General features: G+C 57.9%; 14 protein-coding genes and 1 pseudogene. 8 read left to right on the top strand and 7 right to left on the bottom strand.

Annotated features, from left to right (window positions below; all coding sequences use genetic code 11):
- Nucleotides 1-82 precede the first annotated feature (82 nt).
- Nucleotides 83-955, bottom strand: a complete 873-nt coding sequence (locus tag G5195_RS13750; protein WP_421236231.1) for a LysR family transcriptional regulator — start codon at nt 953-955, stop codon at nt 83-85.
- A 135-nt stretch (nt 956-1,090) separates the two neighbouring features.
- Between G5195_RS13750 and G5195_RS13745 the strand changes: the two genes are divergently transcribed.
- Nucleotides 1,091-2,122 (top strand): NAD(P)H-quinone oxidoreductase, encoded by a 1,032-nt coding sequence (locus G5195_RS13745; protein ID WP_421236230.1) that lies wholly within the window; start codon nt 1,091-1,093, stop codon nt 2,120-2,122.
- Between the two features lie 229 nt (nt 2,123-2,351).
- Here G5195_RS13745 and G5195_RS13740 read toward each other — a convergent pair whose 3' ends face one another.
- Together G5195_RS13740 and tkt are read right to left on the bottom strand one after the other, a co-directional pair.
- Nucleotides 2,352-3,026 (bottom strand): hypothetical protein, encoded by a 675-nt coding sequence (locus G5195_RS13740; RefSeq protein ID WP_421236229.1) that lies wholly within the window; start codon nt 3,024-3,026, stop codon nt 2,352-2,354.
- Nucleotides 3,027-3,218: 192 nt separating this feature from the next.
- Nucleotides 3,219-5,210 carry a transketolase gene (gene tkt, locus G5195_RS13735; protein ID WP_005338517.1) on the bottom strand — a complete coding sequence of 664 codons (1,992 nt, stop codon included), beginning with the start codon at nt 5,208-5,210 and terminating at the stop codon, nt 3,219-3,221.
- A gap of 349 nt (nt 5,211-5,559) precedes the next feature.
- Here tkt and metK point away from each other — a divergent pair, with 349 nt between their 5' ends.
- The 7 genes from metK to ruvX all read left to right on the top strand — a co-directional run bounded on the left by metK (nt 5,560) and on the right by ruvX (nt 11,105).
- Nucleotides 5,560-6,711: a methionine adenosyltransferase gene (metK, locus tag G5195_RS13730; protein WP_005343827.1), complete on the top strand. Its 1,152-nt coding sequence runs from the start codon at nt 5,560-5,562 to the stop codon at nt 6,709-6,711.
- A gap of 68 nt (nt 6,712-6,779) precedes the next feature.
- A complete protein-coding gene (locus G5195_RS13725) occupies nt 6,780-7,307 on the top strand; it encodes a SprT family zinc-dependent metalloprotease (RefSeq protein ID WP_236369445.1) in 528 nt (175 codons plus the stop codon).
- A 74-nt stretch (nt 7,308-7,381) separates the two neighbouring features.
- Complete coding sequence (locus tag G5195_RS13720; RefSeq protein WP_193859543.1) at nt 7,382-8,086, top strand: endonuclease; 705 nt, start codon at nt 7,382-7,384, stop codon at nt 8,084-8,086.
- A 63-nt stretch (nt 8,087-8,149) separates the two neighbouring features.
- On the top strand, nt 8,150-8,881 hold the full coding sequence (gene rsmE, locus G5195_RS13715; protein ID WP_058058894.1) for a 16S rRNA (uracil(1498)-N(3))-methyltransferase: 732 nt from the start codon (nt 8,150-8,152) through the stop codon (nt 8,879-8,881).
- 51 nt (nt 8,882-8,932) lie between these two features.
- On the top strand, nt 8,933-9,883 hold the full coding sequence (gshB, locus tag G5195_RS13710; RefSeq protein ID WP_421236228.1) for a glutathione synthase: 951 nt from the start codon (nt 8,933-8,935) through the stop codon (nt 9,881-9,883).
- 201 nt (nt 9,884-10,084) lie between these two features.
- Nucleotides 10,085-10,639: a YqgE/AlgH family protein gene (locus G5195_RS13705; protein ID WP_266134113.1), complete on the top strand. Its 555-nt coding sequence runs from the start codon at nt 10,085-10,087 to the stop codon at nt 10,637-10,639.
- Between the two features lie 43 nt (nt 10,640-10,682).
- On the top strand, nt 10,683-11,105 hold the full coding sequence (gene ruvX / locus G5195_RS13700; RefSeq protein ID WP_005343821.1) for a Holliday junction resolvase RuvX: 423 nt from the start codon (nt 10,683-10,685) through the stop codon (nt 11,103-11,105).
- A 57-nt stretch (nt 11,106-11,162) separates the two neighbouring features.
- Here the strand turns inward: ruvX and dtpB are convergent, their stop codons facing one another.
- The 4 genes and pseudogenes from dtpB to ampC all read right to left on the bottom strand — a co-directional run bounded on the left by dtpB (nt 11,163) and on the right by ampC (nt 16,977).
- Nucleotides 11,163-12,668, bottom strand: a complete 1,506-nt coding sequence (gene dtpB, locus G5195_RS13695) for a dipeptide/tripeptide permease DtpB (RefSeq protein ID WP_274160236.1) — start codon at nt 12,666-12,668, stop codon at nt 11,163-11,165.
- Between the two features lie 699 nt (nt 12,669-13,367).
- On the bottom strand, nt 13,368-14,330 hold the full coding sequence (yidZ, locus tag G5195_RS13690) for an HTH-type transcriptional regulator YidZ (RefSeq protein WP_139735835.1): 963 nt from the start codon (nt 14,328-14,330) through the stop codon (nt 13,368-13,370).
- A gap of 18 nt (nt 14,331-14,348) precedes the next feature.
- Nucleotides 14,349-15,520: pseudogene (locus G5195_RS13685) on the bottom strand (MFS transporter).
- Nucleotides 15,521-15,816: 296 nt separating this feature from the next.
- The gene (gene ampC / locus G5195_RS13680; RefSeq protein ID WP_421236227.1) at nt 15,817-16,977 is read right to left on the bottom strand and encodes an FOX/MOX family class C beta-lactamase; all 1,161 of its coding nucleotides are present in this window, start codon (nt 16,975-16,977) and stop codon (nt 15,817-15,819) included.
- Nucleotides 16,978-17,124: the final 147 nt, after the last annotated feature.

The raw sequence follows: 17,124 nt of genomic DNA, 5'->3' as shown, positions 1-17,124 counted from the left end.
GAGGGTTTTCCCTCAACCGCCATGACTATGGCAAGAGGTGTGACCACGCTGCGACAAAACCTGAACAGAATCCCCGCCAGACTTAGGCCATCGCGGCAAATGCCCTGACGATGGCATCCATGACCGCCCTGACCCGCGCGGCATGCTGCACATCCTGATGGGTCACCAGCCACACATCGTAGGATTGCTCTAATTGCCGCTCGGGCCAGACCCGCACCAACCCGGCTTGCTCGGCAAGCGGAACCGCCACCTCGCCAAGCCCCAACCCCATCAACAGGGCCTGACGCAGCATCAGGCTGGTATTGACCCCCGCGGCGACCGTGGCCCCCTCGGCCGCCTCTTCGAGCATCATGGGCGAGCGCGCGCTCTGCCAGTGGGGCTCATACACCACCAGCGAATGGCCCGCAAAACCGGTGCCAGCTTCGGGAATGCCATGGCGAGCCAGATAGTCGGCGGAGGCATACAACCCGACCGGCCAGGAGGCCAGCTTGCGAATAATCAGGTCGGGATTGTCCGGCTTCACCGTCCGGATCGCGATATCCGCTTCCCGCAGGGACAGATTGACCACCTGGGTCGAGGTATTGAGGATGACCCTGATATCGGGATAACGCTGATGCAGCTCGGTCAGGGCCGGTATCAGAAAATCCATCCCCAGGGTGTCTGTGGTCGCCACGCTGACCTCACCGACCAGACGGTTGTCGACCCCTTGCGCCGCCCGCACGAAATCAATGGCAGCCAGCTCCATCTGCTGGGCGCTGGCCAGCACTATCTCTCCGACATGAGTCAGCACATACCCTTTGGATGTGCGGAGAAACAGAGTGGCTGCCAGACGATGCTCCAGTGCGACAATCCGTCTGCCAATGGTGGCCTGATCGACCCCGACCACACGGGCGGCGCCCCTCAGGCTCCCTTCCCGATGCAACGCCAGAAAAATTTTCGCATCATCCCAGTTCATCACGACTCCCGGTTGAAATGCATTTTTGCATTACAGGTGAGGGATAATACTGCGTTTATTCATCAGCAATCTCCACTATCTTGGTGCTCATCCCATCCGGGGAACCTCATATCACCTCGTTACAAGGAGCCGCTGATGCATAACGCCTATTCCATTCCCGCCACCATGAGCGCGGTAGAAATTACCCAGCCCGGTGGCCCCGATGTCTTGCAACTGACCACCCGCGCCACACCGGCGCCCAAGCCCGATGAGGTTTTGATCCGGCACTATGCGACCGGCATCAATGGGCCGGATGTGATGCAGCGCAAAGGGCTCTACCCGCCTCCGGCAGGGGCATCGGATATTCCCGGGCTGGAGGTCGCCGGGGTCGTGGTCGCCAAGGGGGAGCAGGTGGAGCATCTCAAGGTTGGCGACAAGGTCGCCGCGCTGATTTCGGGTGGCGGCTATGCCGAATACAGCGTCGCCCACCAGAGCAATGTCCTGCCCCTGCCGCCCGGATTGAGCTTTGTCGAAGCCGCGGCACTGCCGGAAACCTTTATGACGGTCTGGTCAAATATGTTTGAACGGGGCCAGTTTAAAAAAGGGGACATTATCTTGATTCATGGCGGCGCCTCCGGCATCGGCACGACCGCCACCATGCTGGCCAAGGCATTTGGCGCCGCAAAAATCATCACCACGGTCGGCTCACCCGAGCAGCAGGCCGCCAGCATCAAGCTGGGCGCGGATGTGGCCGTGCTCTACAAGGAGGAGGATTTTGTCGAGGCCGTGCATGCAGCCACCGATGGCCATGGCGCCGACATCATTCTCGATATCATTGGCGGAGAGTATGTCGCGCGCAACTATGCGGCGGCCGCCATCAATGGTCGCATAGTCCAGATCGGCATTATTGCGGGCGCCGCCCCCAATCTGGATCTGTTTCCCATGCTGCAAAAGCGGCTGACCCATATCGGCTCCACCCTGCGCTCGCGTACTCCGCAGGAAAAAGCCGAGCTGATTGCCCAGCTGCAAACTCATGTCTGGCCATTTATCGAACGCGGCGAGATCAAACCGCAGGTTTACCAGACCTTCCCGCTGGATGAGGCCGCCGCCGCCCACCATTTGCTGGATTCAGGCCGTCATATCGGCAAGCTGGTATTAACCATGGTGCCCTTGTCATCAGATAAATAAGGCCCATAGCAGACTTGGTTGAGGTAGGTGCGGTGATATCCAACGCGGAAAGTACCCCGCCGCAGGCGTAAGGGTTGCGATAAATAAAAAGAGACCGGCTGATAGCCGGTCTCTTTTTATTTAACATGTGGGGCATTATTTTTATGGCATCGTCTTAAAGAACGCGAACGTCCGATTACGCTTCGCTAATCGAACCTACGAGCTGTACATGAATCGAACCTACGGACTTTTAATTAAATTTATCCAAGTAGGGGCTAAACTCATAGTTGAAGCTACAAGTTTCATGTGACCGAGAAAAATGAAGATTATCTAAAGCCACACAAATTTCTATACTAAGTAATGCAATAAGCTTCTGTTTAGATGACGATAATGTCATTTTGAATTGAGCAGAATCAACAGCAGTTAAACCGATTAAAATATGATAAATTGCAGACCACATATCAATCGATTTAGGTATTATTCGATGAATATCGATAGCAATCTCTTTCATCTCTTCAGAAGATAACGTTTCAGTGTTACATAACATAAACCTCTCATGAAGCACCGCACGCAATGACACGTCACCAACCAAGGGGTCATCGAGGATAGTCGATAATTGTGACGTATAAAACTCGATATCCTCTCTTGCCTGCTGTAAATAATACTGGTCGTTTACCTGTTCCTGCAAACCAACCTGACGGAGTAAAACAAATAACGTGAGCCCCCCAACTATTGGGGCATAGATCCCACCAATAGCTGAACCAAACTCAGCCCAGCGAGAGTGTTCATGTGATATCCCACCATTAAAAATATTAACATAAATAAATATTGGGGATACAACTATGGTAATGAGTGATGCTATTAGAATACTATTCTTATAATTAGTACTTAATAGTTTTTTTGTTATCAACCGAAAACGGTCCATATTGATCCTTTTATGCATCGTCGTGAATTATTTTTCTATATCTGAACTTACATAATCAAGGATAAAAGCTTTTGATATAACAAATCAACACTAATAAAAATCTCTAATGTGAATAAAAAACGCCCCCCATCTTGCGATGGAGGGCGTTTTATCGTTCCGGCTATTGAGCCATCGTGGCCCAATAGTCAGCTATTACAGGGACTCTGCGGTCGCAACCACGTTTTCCACGGTAAAGCCGAATTCCTTGAACAGCAGCTCGGCCGGTGCAGACTCACCGAAGGTGGTCATACCGATAATCTTGCCGCCAAAGCCCACGTACTTGTACCAGTAGTCGGCGATACCGGCTTCGATGGCCACACGCTTGGTGACGGAGGACGGCAGGACAGACTCTTTGTACTCGGCAGACTGGGCGTCGAACACGTCGGTAGACGGCAGAGAGACCACGCGCACGGCACGGCCCTTGGCAGTCAGCTGCTCATAGGCGGCAACAGCCAGTTCCACTTCGGAACCGGTGGCGATCAGGATCAGCTCCGGAGTACCGGCGCAATCCTTCAGCACGTAGCCACCCTTGGCGGTGTCGGCCAGCTGCTGGGCAGTACGGTCCATCTGGGCCAGGTTCTGACGAGAGAAGATCAGAGAGGTCGGGCCGTCGGTACGCTCGATGGCGTGTTTCCAGGCGATGGCGGATTCAACCTGGTCACACGGACGCCAGGTGCTCATGTTCGGAGTCAGGCGCAGGGAGGCGATCTGCTCAACCGGCTGGTGAGTCGGGCCATCTTCACCCAGACCGATGGAGTCGTGGGTGTAAACGAAGATGGCGCGCTGCTTCATCAGGGCGGCCATGCGCAGGGCGTTGCGGGCGTACTCCATAAACATCAGGAAGGTAGCGCCGTAGGGGATGAAACCACCGTGCAGGGCGATACCGTTCATGATGGCGGACATGCCGAACTCGCGTACACCGTAGTGGATGTAGTTGCCGGAGGCATCGTCGTTGGTCAGAGACTTGGAGCCGGACCACATGGTCAGGTTGGAAGGCGCCAGGTCAGCAGAGCCGCCCATGAACTCCGGCAGCAGCTTGCCGAAGGCTTCCAGAGAGTTCTGGGACGCTTTACGGGTAGCAATCTTGGCCGGGTTGGCTTGCAGGGTTTCGATGATCTTGGCGGATTCGGCAGCCCAGTTGGCCGGCAGTTCGCCAGCGGTACGGCGCTTGAATTCGGCAGCCAGAGTCGGGTGAGCGGCTTCATAGGCAGCGAACTTGGCAGCCCAGTCGGCTTCCAGTGCAGCGCCCTTCTCCTGAGCGTTCCACTCGGCAGCGATATCGGCCGGGATAACGAACGGCGCGTGGTCCCACTTCAGGAAGGCACGAGCAGCGGCGATCTCGTCGTTGCCCAGCGGTGAGCCGTGGCAGTCGTGAGAACCGGATTTGTTCGGGGAGCCGTAACCGATGATGGTGCGGCAGCAGATCAGAGTCGGCTTGCCGGTCTCGGCCTTGGCGGCTTCGATGGCGGCATTGATGGCTTCCGGGCTGTGACCGTCAACAGCCGGGATAACGTGCCAGCCGTAAGCTTCGAAGCGCTTGACGGTGTCGTCGGTGAACCAGCCTTCTACGTGACCGTCGATGGAGATACCGTTGTCATCCCAGAACGCGATCAGTTTGCCCAGTTGCAGGGTACCTGCCAGGGAGCACGCTTCATGGGAGATACCTTCCATCAGGCAGCCGTCGCCCATAAAGGCGTAGGTGTAGTGGTCAACGATGTCGTGGCCCGGCTGGTTGAACTGCTCAGCCATGGCTTTTTCGGCGATCGCCATACCAACGGCGTTGGTGATGCCCTGACCCAGCGGGCCAGTGGTGGTTTCAACGCCCGGTGCATAGCCGTACTCCGGGTGACCCGGGGTGCGAGAGTGCAGTTGGCGGAAGTTTTTCAGATCGTCAATGGAGAGGTCATAACCGGAGAGGTGCAGCAGGGAGTACAGCAGCATGGAGCCGTGGCCGTTGGAGAGAATGAAACGGTCGCGGTCGGCCCACTTGGGGTTGTTCGGGTTATGTCTGAGGTGGCTACGCCACAGCACTTCGGCGATATCCGCCATTCCCATGGGGGCGCCCGGGTGACCGGAGTTGGCTTTTTGAACGGCATCCATACTCAATGCACGAATGGCATTGGCAAGCTCTTTACGAGAAGGCATCTGAATCTCCTGCGATTGCTTCATTTGATGGCCAAGATTAAGGCGCGTTATTGTCCCAGCAGGGCGCGCGGCGTGCAAATATTATCTGGATGAATAAAGTGGCTTTGGGAGGACAATCGCTTTTCTTGCCCTCTATTGACCAAAGCAACCAGAGAAAAACGTTTGATTTTCATCCCTTTCGGGATAGGAGAGCACCGCTTGTGACCCATTGGACACTGCGCGACAAAATAGTGCTGGCAATCGCGGGGGGCGCTAATTAATATAGACGTCCAGATGTAGATACCTCTACACCATCCCATTCACCCGGTTATTGCTGTGGCGATAACCCAGACAAGCTGAGATTCATATCATGGCAAAGCTGTTTACTTCCGAGTCGGTCTCCGAAGGCCATCCCGACAAGATTGCGGACCAGATCTCCGATGCGGTACTGGACGCCATCCTCAAGCAAGATACCAAGGCCCGTGTCGCCTGCGAGACCCTGGTCAAGACCGGTATGGTCATGGTGGCCGGCGAAGTAACCACCTCTGCCTGGGTTGATATCGAAGAGATCGTGCGTGATACCGTGCGTGAAATCGGCTACACCCACTCCGACATGGGCTTCGACGCTGACTCCTGCGCCGTGCTGAACGCCATCGGCAAGCAGTCCCCGGACATCAACCAAGGTGTTGACCGCAGCGATCCGCTGGAGCAGGGCGCTGGCGACCAGGGCCTGATGTTCGGCTACGCCACCAACGAAACCGACGTGCTGATGCCGGCCCCCATCACCTACTCTCACCTGCTGGTGAAGCGTCAGGCTGAAGTGCGCAAGAACGGCACCCTGCCGTGGCTGCGTCCGGATGCCAAGAGCCAGCTGACCTTTGCCTACGACGACGCAGGCAAGATCATCGGTGTCGATGCCGTTGTACTGTCTACCCAGCACGCTGAATCCATCAGCCACAAGGATCTGGTTGAAGCGGTACGCGAAGAGATCATCAAGCCGGTGCTGCCGGCCGAGTGGGTCAACAAGGACACCAAATACTTCATCAACCCGACCGGCCGTTTCGTTATCGGCGGCCCGATGGGTGACTGCGGTCTTACCGGTCGCAAGATCATCGTCGACACCTACGGCGGCATGGCTCGTCACGGTGGTGGCGCCTTCTCCGGTAAGGATCCGTCCAAGGTTGACCGCTCCGCAGCCTACGCCGCCCGCTACGTTGCCAAAAACATCGTGGCCGCCGGTCTGGCCGATCGCTGTGAAATCCAGATCTCCTACGCCATCGGTGTGGCCGAGCCGACCTCCATCAGCGTCGAGACCTTCGGCACTGCCAAGGTTGCCGAGGATCTGCTGGTCAAGCTGGTACGCGAGCACTTCGAACTGCGCCCGTATGGCCTGATCGAAATGCTGGATCTGAAGCGCCCAATCTATCAGGCCACCGCTGCCTACGGTCACTTCGGTCGCGACGAGTTCCCGTGGGAGCAGACTGACAAGGCCGAACTGCTGCGTTCCGCCGCTGGCCTGTAAGGCTCGCTGTTGTGATAAAAGGGGAGCCTGGCTCCCCTTTTGCTTATCCGCCATTTGACGAGATGTTGATGTCTGCCACCCCTGCCCAGCTTGTCGCCCTGCTGCAACAACGCGTAGAAGCCTGCTTTGTGCAGGCCGAGGCGCGCCTTGGCCGCACCTTCCCCCGCCCGCGGATCTACTGCAATATGCGGGGCCGGGCGGCGGGATCTGCGCGGCTGCAAACTTGGGAGCTACGCTTCAATCCCGCCCTCTATCAGGCCAACCAGCAGGCGTTTCTGGATGAGGTCGTGCCCCACGAGGTGGCCCATCTGCTGGTCTATGCCCTGTGGGGTGAAGGTCGCGGCAAAAGCCGGGTCTTGCCCCACGGCAAGCAGTGGCAGTCGGTGATGCGGGAGGTGTTCGGCCTTGAGCCCAGAACTACCCACAGCTTCGATCTGGCGGTATTGGCCCAGCGCACCGTGCCCTATCGCTGTCACTGCCAGCAGCATCAACTGTCGATACGCCGCCACAACAAGGTGGTGCGCGGCGAGGCCCGCTACCACTGCCGCCGCTGCAAGCAACCGCTGGAGCGGGAACGGCCGGAGCCAGAGCAGTAAGCCAGCGTGTGTCGCGCCCCTGTGGTAGGGTGCCCGCCATCGTTCGTCAATCACCCCGTTTTGCAAGGAATCCCATGCGTTTCATCTCCTCCCTCGCCCTGACCCTGCTGGCCGGTTTGCCGCTGCTCAGCGCCCCCCTGCACGCCCAGACCTTTCGCGAAGCCAAGCAGGATCTGGTGAAGCTCTATCGCAGCCAACCTGCGGTCACCACCTTCTACTGCGGCTGTGACATCGACTATCAGGGCAAGAAAATGAGCCCGGATCTCGCCAGTTGCGGCTATGAGCCGCGCAAGCAGGCCAAACGCGCCGCCCGCATCGAGTGGGAACACGTGGTCCCGGCCTGGGAGTTCGGCCACCAGCTGCAGTGCTGGCAGGATGGCGGTCGCAAGAACTGCGAGAAGGTGAGCCCGGAGTTCAACAAGATGGAGGGGGACATGCACAACCTCTTCCCCGCCATTGGCGAAGTGAACGGCGATCGGGCCAACTACCGCTTCTCCGACTGGAACGGCAAGCCGGATCAGTACGGCCAGTGTCAGATGCTGGTGGATTTCAAGGATCGTCGGGTGCAGCCGCCCAAGGGGCCGGTACGGGGCCAGATTGCCCGCGCCTACCTCTACATGAGCCAGCAGTATGGGCTGCGTCTGGCAGCGCAACAGCGTAAACTGTTTGAAGCTTGGGACAGGCAGTACCCGGCAGAGGGCTGGGAGTGCGAGCGCAACCGCCGCATCGGCAAGCTGCAGGGCAATACCAATCCCTTTATTGAAAAGCAGTGCCAATAACCCCATCTATGGACACAAGGGATTTAAAATCCCTTTTCTTGAACCCGAGACTGACACTGAGCCATGCGCATTCCACGTATCTATGAACCGGCCACCCTGCAAGTTGGCCAGACCATCGCCCTGTCGGAAGACGGCGCCAACCATATCGGCCGGGTACTGCGCATGCAGCCGGGCCAGCAGCTCGAGCTGTTCAATGGCGATGGCAATCAATATCCCGCCACCATCGCCAACGTCGGCAAGAAGTCGGTGGACGTGACCATCGACAGTTGTGACGCCCAATCGGTGGAGTCACCGCTGGCCATCCACCTCGGTCAGGTGATCAGCCGTGGCGACAAGATGGACTTCACCATCCAGAAATCGGTGGAGCTGGGCGTCACCTGTATCACCCCGCTCTTCTCCGAGCGCTGCGGCGTCAAGCTGCCAGCCGATCGACTGGAGAAGAAGCGCGAGCAGTGGCAGAAGGTGGTGATCAGCGCCTGCGAACAGTGCGGCCGCAACGTGGTGCCCGAAGTGCGTATGCCAATGGAGCTGGACGCCTGGCTGGCGGAAGAGACCAAAGAGCTCAAGCTCAACCTGCACCCGCGCGCCGAGTACAGCATCAACACCCTGCCCGTTCCCGAGCATGGCGTGCGCCTGCTGATTGGCCCGGAAGGGGGCTTGTCGAGCGACGAGATCGCCCGTACCGTGCAGGAAGATTTCAAAGAGATGCTGCTGGGGCCGCGGGTGCTGCGCACCGAAACCGCCGCCCTGACGGCGATAACTGCGCTGCAGTGCCGTTTTGGCGATCTGGCCTGAAGCAGGTTTTAAGAATCTCACTCGCAATCGAGCCACAAGAAGGATATTCGGATGACCATTAAACTCGGCATCGTGATGGACCCCATCTCGGCCATCAACATCAAGAAAGATTCCAGCTTTGCCATGCTCGAAGAGGCGCAAAAGCGCAGCTATGAGCTCTTCTATCTGGAGATGAAGGATCTCTACATGGAAGCCGGTCGCGCCTTTGGCACCATGCGCCCGCTCACCGTCAAATATGACTATGCCGACTGGTATACGCTGGGCGAGGTGGTGGATCACCCCCTCTCCAACCTCGATGTGATCCTGATGCGAAAGGATCCGCCGTTCGACACCGAATTTATCTACGCCACCTACATGCTGGAGCGGGCCGAGGATGAGGGTTGCCTTATCGTCAACAAGCCGCAGAGCCTGCGCGACGCCAACGAGAAGCTCTACACCGCCTGGTTTGCCGAGCACACCCCGACCACGCTGGTGACCCGCCGCGCCGACAAGCTGCGTGCCTTCCACGCCAAGCACAAAGACGTCATCCTCAAACCGCTGGACGGCATGGGCGGCGCCTCCATCTTCCGCATGAAGGAGGATGACGCCAACGTCGGTGTGATTATCGAGACCCTGACCGCCCACGGTAGCCAGTACTGTATGGCGCAGACCTATCTGCCCGCCATCAAGGATGGCGACAAGCGGGTGTTGGTGGTGGACGGTGAGCCGGTTCCCTACTGCTTGGCGCGCATTCCGGCGCAAGGTGAGACCCGTGGCAATCTGGCGGCCGGTGGCCGTGGTGAAGCGCGTCCCCTGAGCGAAGCCGACTGGGCCATCGCCCGCGCGGTGGGCCCGACGTTGAAAGAGAAAGGCCTCATCTTCGTCGGTCTCGACATCATCGGCGATCGCCTGACCGAGATTAACGTCACCAGCCCGACCTGCATTCGCGAGATTGAAGCGGCCTTCGATGTACACATCACCGGCATGCTGATGGATGCCATCGAGCGTCGGCTGGGCAAATAATCGCCTGGCAGGCTAACCGGCCTGTTCAGGGGTAACCCGCCCCTGACAAGCCCGGAAACAGAGAGGGTGGCCCGGCGCCACCCTCTCTGTTTAAAGGCAATCCGGAAAGGGGCAGGATCTCGCCCTGCCCAAAAAGCGGTTTTTCCCATGGGGATCAACTGCCATAATTGACCTCAAATACCTTTGCACTATTTGGCCTCTATGCAAACACTGCAAAATCACTTCCTGCTTGCCATGCCAAGCCTGACGGATCCCTACTTCGAGCGCTCGCTGGTCTATCTGTGCGAGCACAACGAAGAGGGTGCCATGGGACTGGTAGTCAACATTCCGGTCGAGATGTCGCTGGAAACCATGCTGACCCAGCTCAAGCTCAATCCGCCCAACAACCCGGAGCTCAAGCAGCCGGTACTGCAAGGGGGGCCGGTTCACGCCGATCGCGGCTTCGTGCTGCACAGCTTCCGCCCCGGTTTCAACTCCACCCTGCAGGTGGGGGATGAGATGATGGTAACCACCTCCAAGGATATTCTGGAAACTCTGGGTACGAGCGAGGCCCCTGCCCATTGGCTGGTGGCCCTTGGCTATGCCGGCTGGAGCGCCGGGCAGCTGGAGCAGGAGCTGGTGGATGGCGCCTGGCTGGTGATCCCCCCCAATCCGGCTCTGGTGTTCAAGACCCCCATTCACAAACGTTGGCAGCAAGCTGCCGCCAGCATAGGGGTGAACCCGGTTCACCTCTCCAGCGACGTCGGCCACAGCTGATCGGCTGGCCCGCTCCGCTCTCTATTTCGAGGATTTATCAGTTATGTCATCACGCAGCATCATGGGCTTTGACTATGGCACCAAGAGCATTGGCGTCGCCATCGGTCAGGAGCTGACTGGCACTGCCCAGCCTCTGCGCGCCCTCAAGGCCAACGACGGCATCCCCAACTGGGACGAGATTGAGAAGCTGCTCAAGGAGTGGCAACCGGACCTGCTGGTGGTCGGTCTGCCGCTGAACATGGATGGCACAGATCAGGAGATCACGGTACGGGCCCGCAAATTCGGCAACCGGCTGCATGGCCGCTTCGGCAAGCCGGTGGAGTTCAAGGATGAGCGACTCACCACCACAGATGCCCGCGCCCGCCTGTTTGAGCGAGGCGGCTATCGCGCGCTGGAAAAAGGCAGTGTGGACGGGGTCTCGGCGCAGTTGATCGTCGAAGCCTGGATGGAAGAGCAGTACAACTAAACCATCAACAAAAAGGCAAGGGTCGCCGCCCTTGCCTTGTCTCGCACTATCCTCTCATTACGCCTGTGACTGACCTGGCACCAGCCCTTCGGCCTCTGTCGGGTTCGCATTCATCATCCGGTTCAGCCAGGGCACCATCAGCCCCATCACTACCGCAATCAGCAGGGTCGCCATCCCGATCTTGCCAAATACGCCGGTGTAAATGGGCAAAGTTTGCATCGGATCCGTCATCCCTTGCGGCACGGCGGTAAAGGTCGCCACATAGCCACCCAGCAGGGACGCCATCGCCTGAGTCAGGAACCACATTCCGAGAATGAAGCCCATCAGGCGTTGTGGCACCAGCGCGGCGACCATCGCCAGTCCCAGCGCACTGATCATCAGCTCGCCCAGACTCTGGAACAGGTAGATAAGCACCATAAACCAGGGGGAGGTCAGCCCCTGCTCATCGGCAAACCACCAGCCGGATGCCGCCGCCGTCAGAAAGCCCAGCGAGCAGAAGAACATCCCGAGAGTGAACTTGAGCGGCATGGTGAGATCCCGCCCCTTGCTGCCCATCCGGGTATAGATCATCGCGAGTACCGGGCTACCCACCACCACCCAGAAGGGGTTGAGCGCCTGGAAGCTGACCGGGTTAACGCTCATGCCCAGCATTTCGTGGTGCATGTTGTTGATGGCAAAGAAGTTGAGAGACGTCGGCATCTGGGCATACAGCACATAGAAGAGCACCGCCTCCAGCATCAGCACGAAGGCCACATACATCTTGTTGCGGCCCACGGTATCGAGCCTGAATGCCTCGCGAAAAAAGAATATCACCACGGCGATGGTCACCGTCATCAGCACCATGTTGGCGATCACCACGTGGTGCATCAGCCAGGCGCAGAAGAAGACCATGGCTACCGAGCCCAATATAACCAGCAGCAGCTTGCTGTAATTCAGTGGCAGGTGATCCGGCTCGGAGCCAATATCCTTGACCATATTGCGGCAGGCAAAGAAGGTGAGCAGCGCAATAATCAGTCCCACCCCGCACAGGTTATAGGTCACGGTATAGCCGTAGTGATCGGCAATCACCGGAGCGAGCGAGAGGGAAATAAGGGAGCCGATATTGATCGACATATAGAACAGGGTAAAAGCCCCATCCAGCCGCGGATCTTTTGGCTGGTAGCATTTTGAAAGCAGGCTGGCCGGATTGGCCTTGAACAGGCAGTTACCAACTGCAATGGTGCCCAGCGCATAGAAAATCAGGTCGGGATTGTAGATAGAGAGGCCGGTCATAAAGTAGCCTATCACCAGCGCCACGGCCCCCAGCACCATGGTGCGCTTGGTGCCGAGCACATGGTCACCGACATAGCCACCGACCGAGATCAGGCCATATACCAGCGCCGAGAAGGCACCGAAGGTAATAAAGGATTGCTCTTGGGAAAATCCCAGTTGCTGTACAAAGAAAACCGCCAGGATCCCCTGCACGCCGTAATAACCGAAGCGCTCCCAGAGTTCGACGAAAAATATCATAAAGAAGGGTTTGGGCTGTTGTAACAACCCTGTGGGTGCTGTTGCTGGACGCATATCAACCTGCCTTTGCTGAGATTTATTTTTATTAATCTGGTGGTGGCTACCGCACTATTTTTTTGCCCGCCATTGCTATAACGGGGAGCACAGTCAGCCTGCCAATCTGGCTATTTTCGGGTGCACACGCCCCGTTCGATGAAAGGTGTTTTTCATCTAGCCGGTTTCAATTACGGGTTATCGGGGGATGGTGAGTGGCGTCTCCCAGTACAGTTACCGGCTCCAGGTGCTACCTTTGCTGCATCCCTTCACTCAAGCCGGTTTTGCTTATTCCCCTCTGCTCCGTCACTCATGGCTGGTGGCCAGATAGCTGGGGCATGACACGGCCACAGACGACCTGTGGGGCTGGCTCACGCCGCGCTCTACTGGCAGTCACCTACGCAGGCGCTATCTAACCCCGCCACTCCAAGGGGTGTCATGCTATATCACTGCAAATACAGGAACTTAATGGTCGATCACACTTTAAAAGTGACCATAAGTGAAGTTTTCTAATGAAACCACATGAATTTTTTTCGTGAAAAGAGCTTCACTCGAGACGTGCAACCAAGGCCAATCTGTGCATAAAGAGAGTTGAATGGCACACAGTTGAACCCGAACTCGGCACTTAAGTCGTGCAAAAGCCCACTCATCCGGACGCTGCGACAACAAAAAGCCGGAGCAGATGGCTCCGGCTGATCGATGGGCACCGTCACGGCCACATTAGCGTGGCGATTCATCGTTGTAGAGTCGCCGGATCTCGTTGCGCAGCCACATCACCTTGGCATCCTGATTGTGCCGCTTGTGCCACAGCAAGATGAAGGCGATCTCCAGCTGGGCGTAGAGCTTCTCGGGGAGCGGCAGCGGCATGGCGATCAGATTGCCGTGATGCCGACTGGCATAACCACCACAGTAAGAGGGCGCCACCGCTATCAGCTCGTGGCTCGACTGGGAGGCAATATGCAGCGCCTGCTCGAAGCTTGAGACCATGATGGGCACCTCCCGCTTCAGCCCCTCGTCCTCCAGCAGACTGTCGAGGGCCCAGGTATCGTTCGCTTCCCACACCATGCTGATCTGGGGGCAGGCCAGAAAGTTCTCCAGCGACCACTTCTGCTGGAGCAAGGGGTGATCCTTGCGCAGAAAAACCACCGGGCGATCGGTGAACAGCACCTCGTGATCGATGTAGTAGGGCAAGCGGTTGACCTTGGCCCGGGAACGGCCATGGGTCTCGCGGGCACAAAAGCCGAGATCCGCATCGCCATTGACGATATCGTTGAGGGAGTGGTGATCCCACCCCAGCATCCTGACCACCGAGTTGGGGTACTTCTGGTAGATGGTCATGGGCAGATCGCTCAGGAAGCTGATGTAGAAGGGGGACTCCATCACCAGCGTGAAGCGGGCACCGTCGGGGATCGCCTCGCTATTGAGCGAGGTGATGCTGTCGGTGAGCTGGAACCAGACCTTCAGCTCCTCCTCCAGGGTCAGGGAGAGGTTGGTGGGCTGCAATCCCTGCCGCACCCGCACAAACAGGGGATCGTCAAACCACTCCCGCAATTTGGCGAGGGACTTGCTCACCGCCGACGGGGTGACACAGAGCTTTTTGGCCGCCCCTGCCACACTGCGCTCCTGCATCAGGTACTTGAAGACCACCAGCAGGTTCAAATCGAGTTCACCCAGATTGCGCATATCCCCTCTCATCTTCCATCAGCCCTGCGACTGCGCTTCACGAAGCGCGAGCCATGGTAACAGCCCTTTGACAGCCAGGTAACTGAGCAGTGCCAGCAGCAAGGCGCAGATCAGCATCTCGGTCGGGGCAAAGCCAAGTTGACCCTGCAGCCAGATGTAGAGGCCGGAGAGGCTGATCTGCATGATGCAGAGCACCGCGCTGGCAAAGGCCACGTTATGCTGACAACCATCGAGCGCCTCCCCCATCGCCACCCCGAAGCCACAGGAGAACCCGACACAGACCAGCGCAAACCCCGACAGCAACAGATGGATATCGCCCCCCGCCTGCCAGCTGCCGATCAGTGAGCAGGCCGCCAGCAGATAGGAGAGATGAGCCACCGCCAGCACCTTCTTTTTGCCCAGCCAGCGCAACAGCAGGGGCGTCAGGAAGGAGGTAGACATGCTCACCCCGGCCATCACCATCATCACGATAGAATACTGCTCGGTGGTGAAACCAAACTCCTTCATCAGGATCAGCGGCGAGACGCTGACATAGACCAGAATGGAGGTCACGCTGGCACTGCTCAGCAGGGAGAGCAGCATAAAGCGCGGCGAGCGCAGCAGGGCAAAGGGCAGCGCAGCGCCACTGTCCGGTTGCCGCGCCGGGCGGGTCTCTTTGAGCAGAAGCAAGTTCACCAGACCGCTGACGGCAGCCACCAGCGCCATCGCCACGAAGATCCAGCGCCAGTCAAAATGGGACAGGATGAGGTAACCGAGCACCGGCGCCAGCACCGGGATCACGCAGATCACCCCGTTAATCATCGAGAGCGCCATCGCCAACCGCTCCTGACTCAGCACATCCCGCAGCACGGTAAAGGTCATGATATAGAGCGCCCCCGCCCCGACTCCCTGCCAGAAACGGCCGAAATAGAACTGGCCAATCCCCTCCGCATTGCCTGCCACCAGCGAGGCGAGGACAAAGATCAGCGCCCCCCGAGCACCACCCAGCGCCGCCCGTAGCGATCGGCAATCATCCCGCCCAGCAGCACGGTGGCCGCCATACCGAACAGATAGATAGAGAAGGCGGTGTGGATCTGCGCCTCGCTCGCCTGCAAGGCATCGGCAATCTGGGGCACAGCGACCAGATAGAGATCGATCCCGACCGGATAGAGGATGATCATCAGAAAGGCGCACAGCAAAAAAGTTCTCATGGAGGCTCCGTAACAGAAATCTGGCCCCTGTTCGGCCAAAAGCGCGACAAACAGCAGGCAAACTGGTGACTATGCGGAGCACTATAGGAGGGGGCTACCACCACACCTAGTGAAGAGATGGCGATCTATACATTCCAAAATGGAAATATTGTTTCTATCGGTGTGCTATTCAGGCAACTAGATGGACAAGCCGCCGGGCAGAAGAGCACCGTGAGCTGAGTAAAAATAAACGCGATAAAAAGTGCACCGGGTACAATCCCGGCGCACTCGCTTGCGGTAAAACGCAGCCCCCGTGATTAGTCGGCCAGCTTGCTCAAAATGGCGTAGGCCGCCTTGATCCGGGCATCATTGGGATAGTTGCGGTTGGCCAGCATGACGATGCCAATCCCCTTGGCCGGGACAAAGGCAACATAGGCACCAAAGCCGTTGGTCGATCCCGTCTTGTTGTAGAGCCGCGGCTCCCCCATATCTTTGGGCGCGGCAAAGCGTTCCACCGGATTGGCCTTGAAGCTCACTGCCGGCGAGTTGCCCGCCAGCAGTGCCTGCTCGGTGACGGGATAGGCATAACTCTCCCAGCCCAGCCCCTGAGTCATCTCTCCTACCGAGAAGAAACCGGTATGAGTCATGGCAATGGCCTGCTGCATGGTTACATCACCGCGTTTGGTCATGTTGGCCTCGACAAACTTGATGAAATCCGCCGAGCTGGTCTTGATGCCATAGGCCTCGTCCGCCAGCACTCCCGGATTGACCCGGATCGGTTTGTCCTCTTTGGAGTAGCCATAGGCGTAATCACCCATGGCTGCCGCAGGCACCTTGAGGTAGGTGTGGGCAAGGCCGAGCCCCGGCAACAGAGTCTGGCTCATCAGTTGCTCGAAGGGTTGGCCCAGAGAGCTCGCAGCCAGATAGCCGAACAGACCTATGCTGGGGTTGGAGTACTCCCGTTTGGTACCGGCGGCAAAGCGCGGCGTCCACTGGCGGTAGTAGGCTTGCATCTTCTCTGCCGAGTCGACCGCATCGGGGAACTGCAGTGGCAAGCCACCTGCACTGTAGGTGGCAAGATCGGCCATGGTCACACCATCAAAGGCAGACCATTTCAGCCAGGGCGCGTGCAGGCTCACCTTGTCATCCAGCTTGAAGCCCCCCTTGACCACGGCGTAGGCACCGAGGGTCGCGGTCAGGGTCTTGCTGACCGAGCCGATTTCAAACAGGGTCTGCTCGCTGACGCGCTGACCGCTCTCCCGGTTGGCAACGCCATAGTTGAAATAGTGGGTCTTGCCATCTTTCAGTACGGCAACCGCCATTCCCGGGATCCGGTACTCCTTGAGCACCGGCTGAATGGTGCCATCCACTATTGTGCTCAGGGATACCTCACCGGCAGCATAGGAGAGCGAAGATGACAATGAAGAGAACAGCAGGGTGGCCAGCGTTAATAGGGAAGTCGTGGTTCGTGATTGCATTGGGTTATTCTCGTGGCAAATGAAATTGGGATTAGCATAAACAAGATGTATGTGCCCACGATGAAACTGTGTGAAGTCTCGGTGAAGTGAGCATCGCTTACCGCTCGATGAGCCCTTACTCTGCTCGCTGGCGTATAAGCTGTTGGG

This window comes from Aeromonas sp. 601039, from assembly GCF_049174415.1.
GTDB classification, from domain to species: domain Bacteria; phylum Pseudomonadota; class Gammaproteobacteria; order Enterobacterales; family Aeromonadaceae; genus Aeromonas; species Aeromonas veronii_A.
Note: the sequence above shows the minus strand (reverse complement) of the source record. Positions and strands in the feature narration are given on the sequence as shown.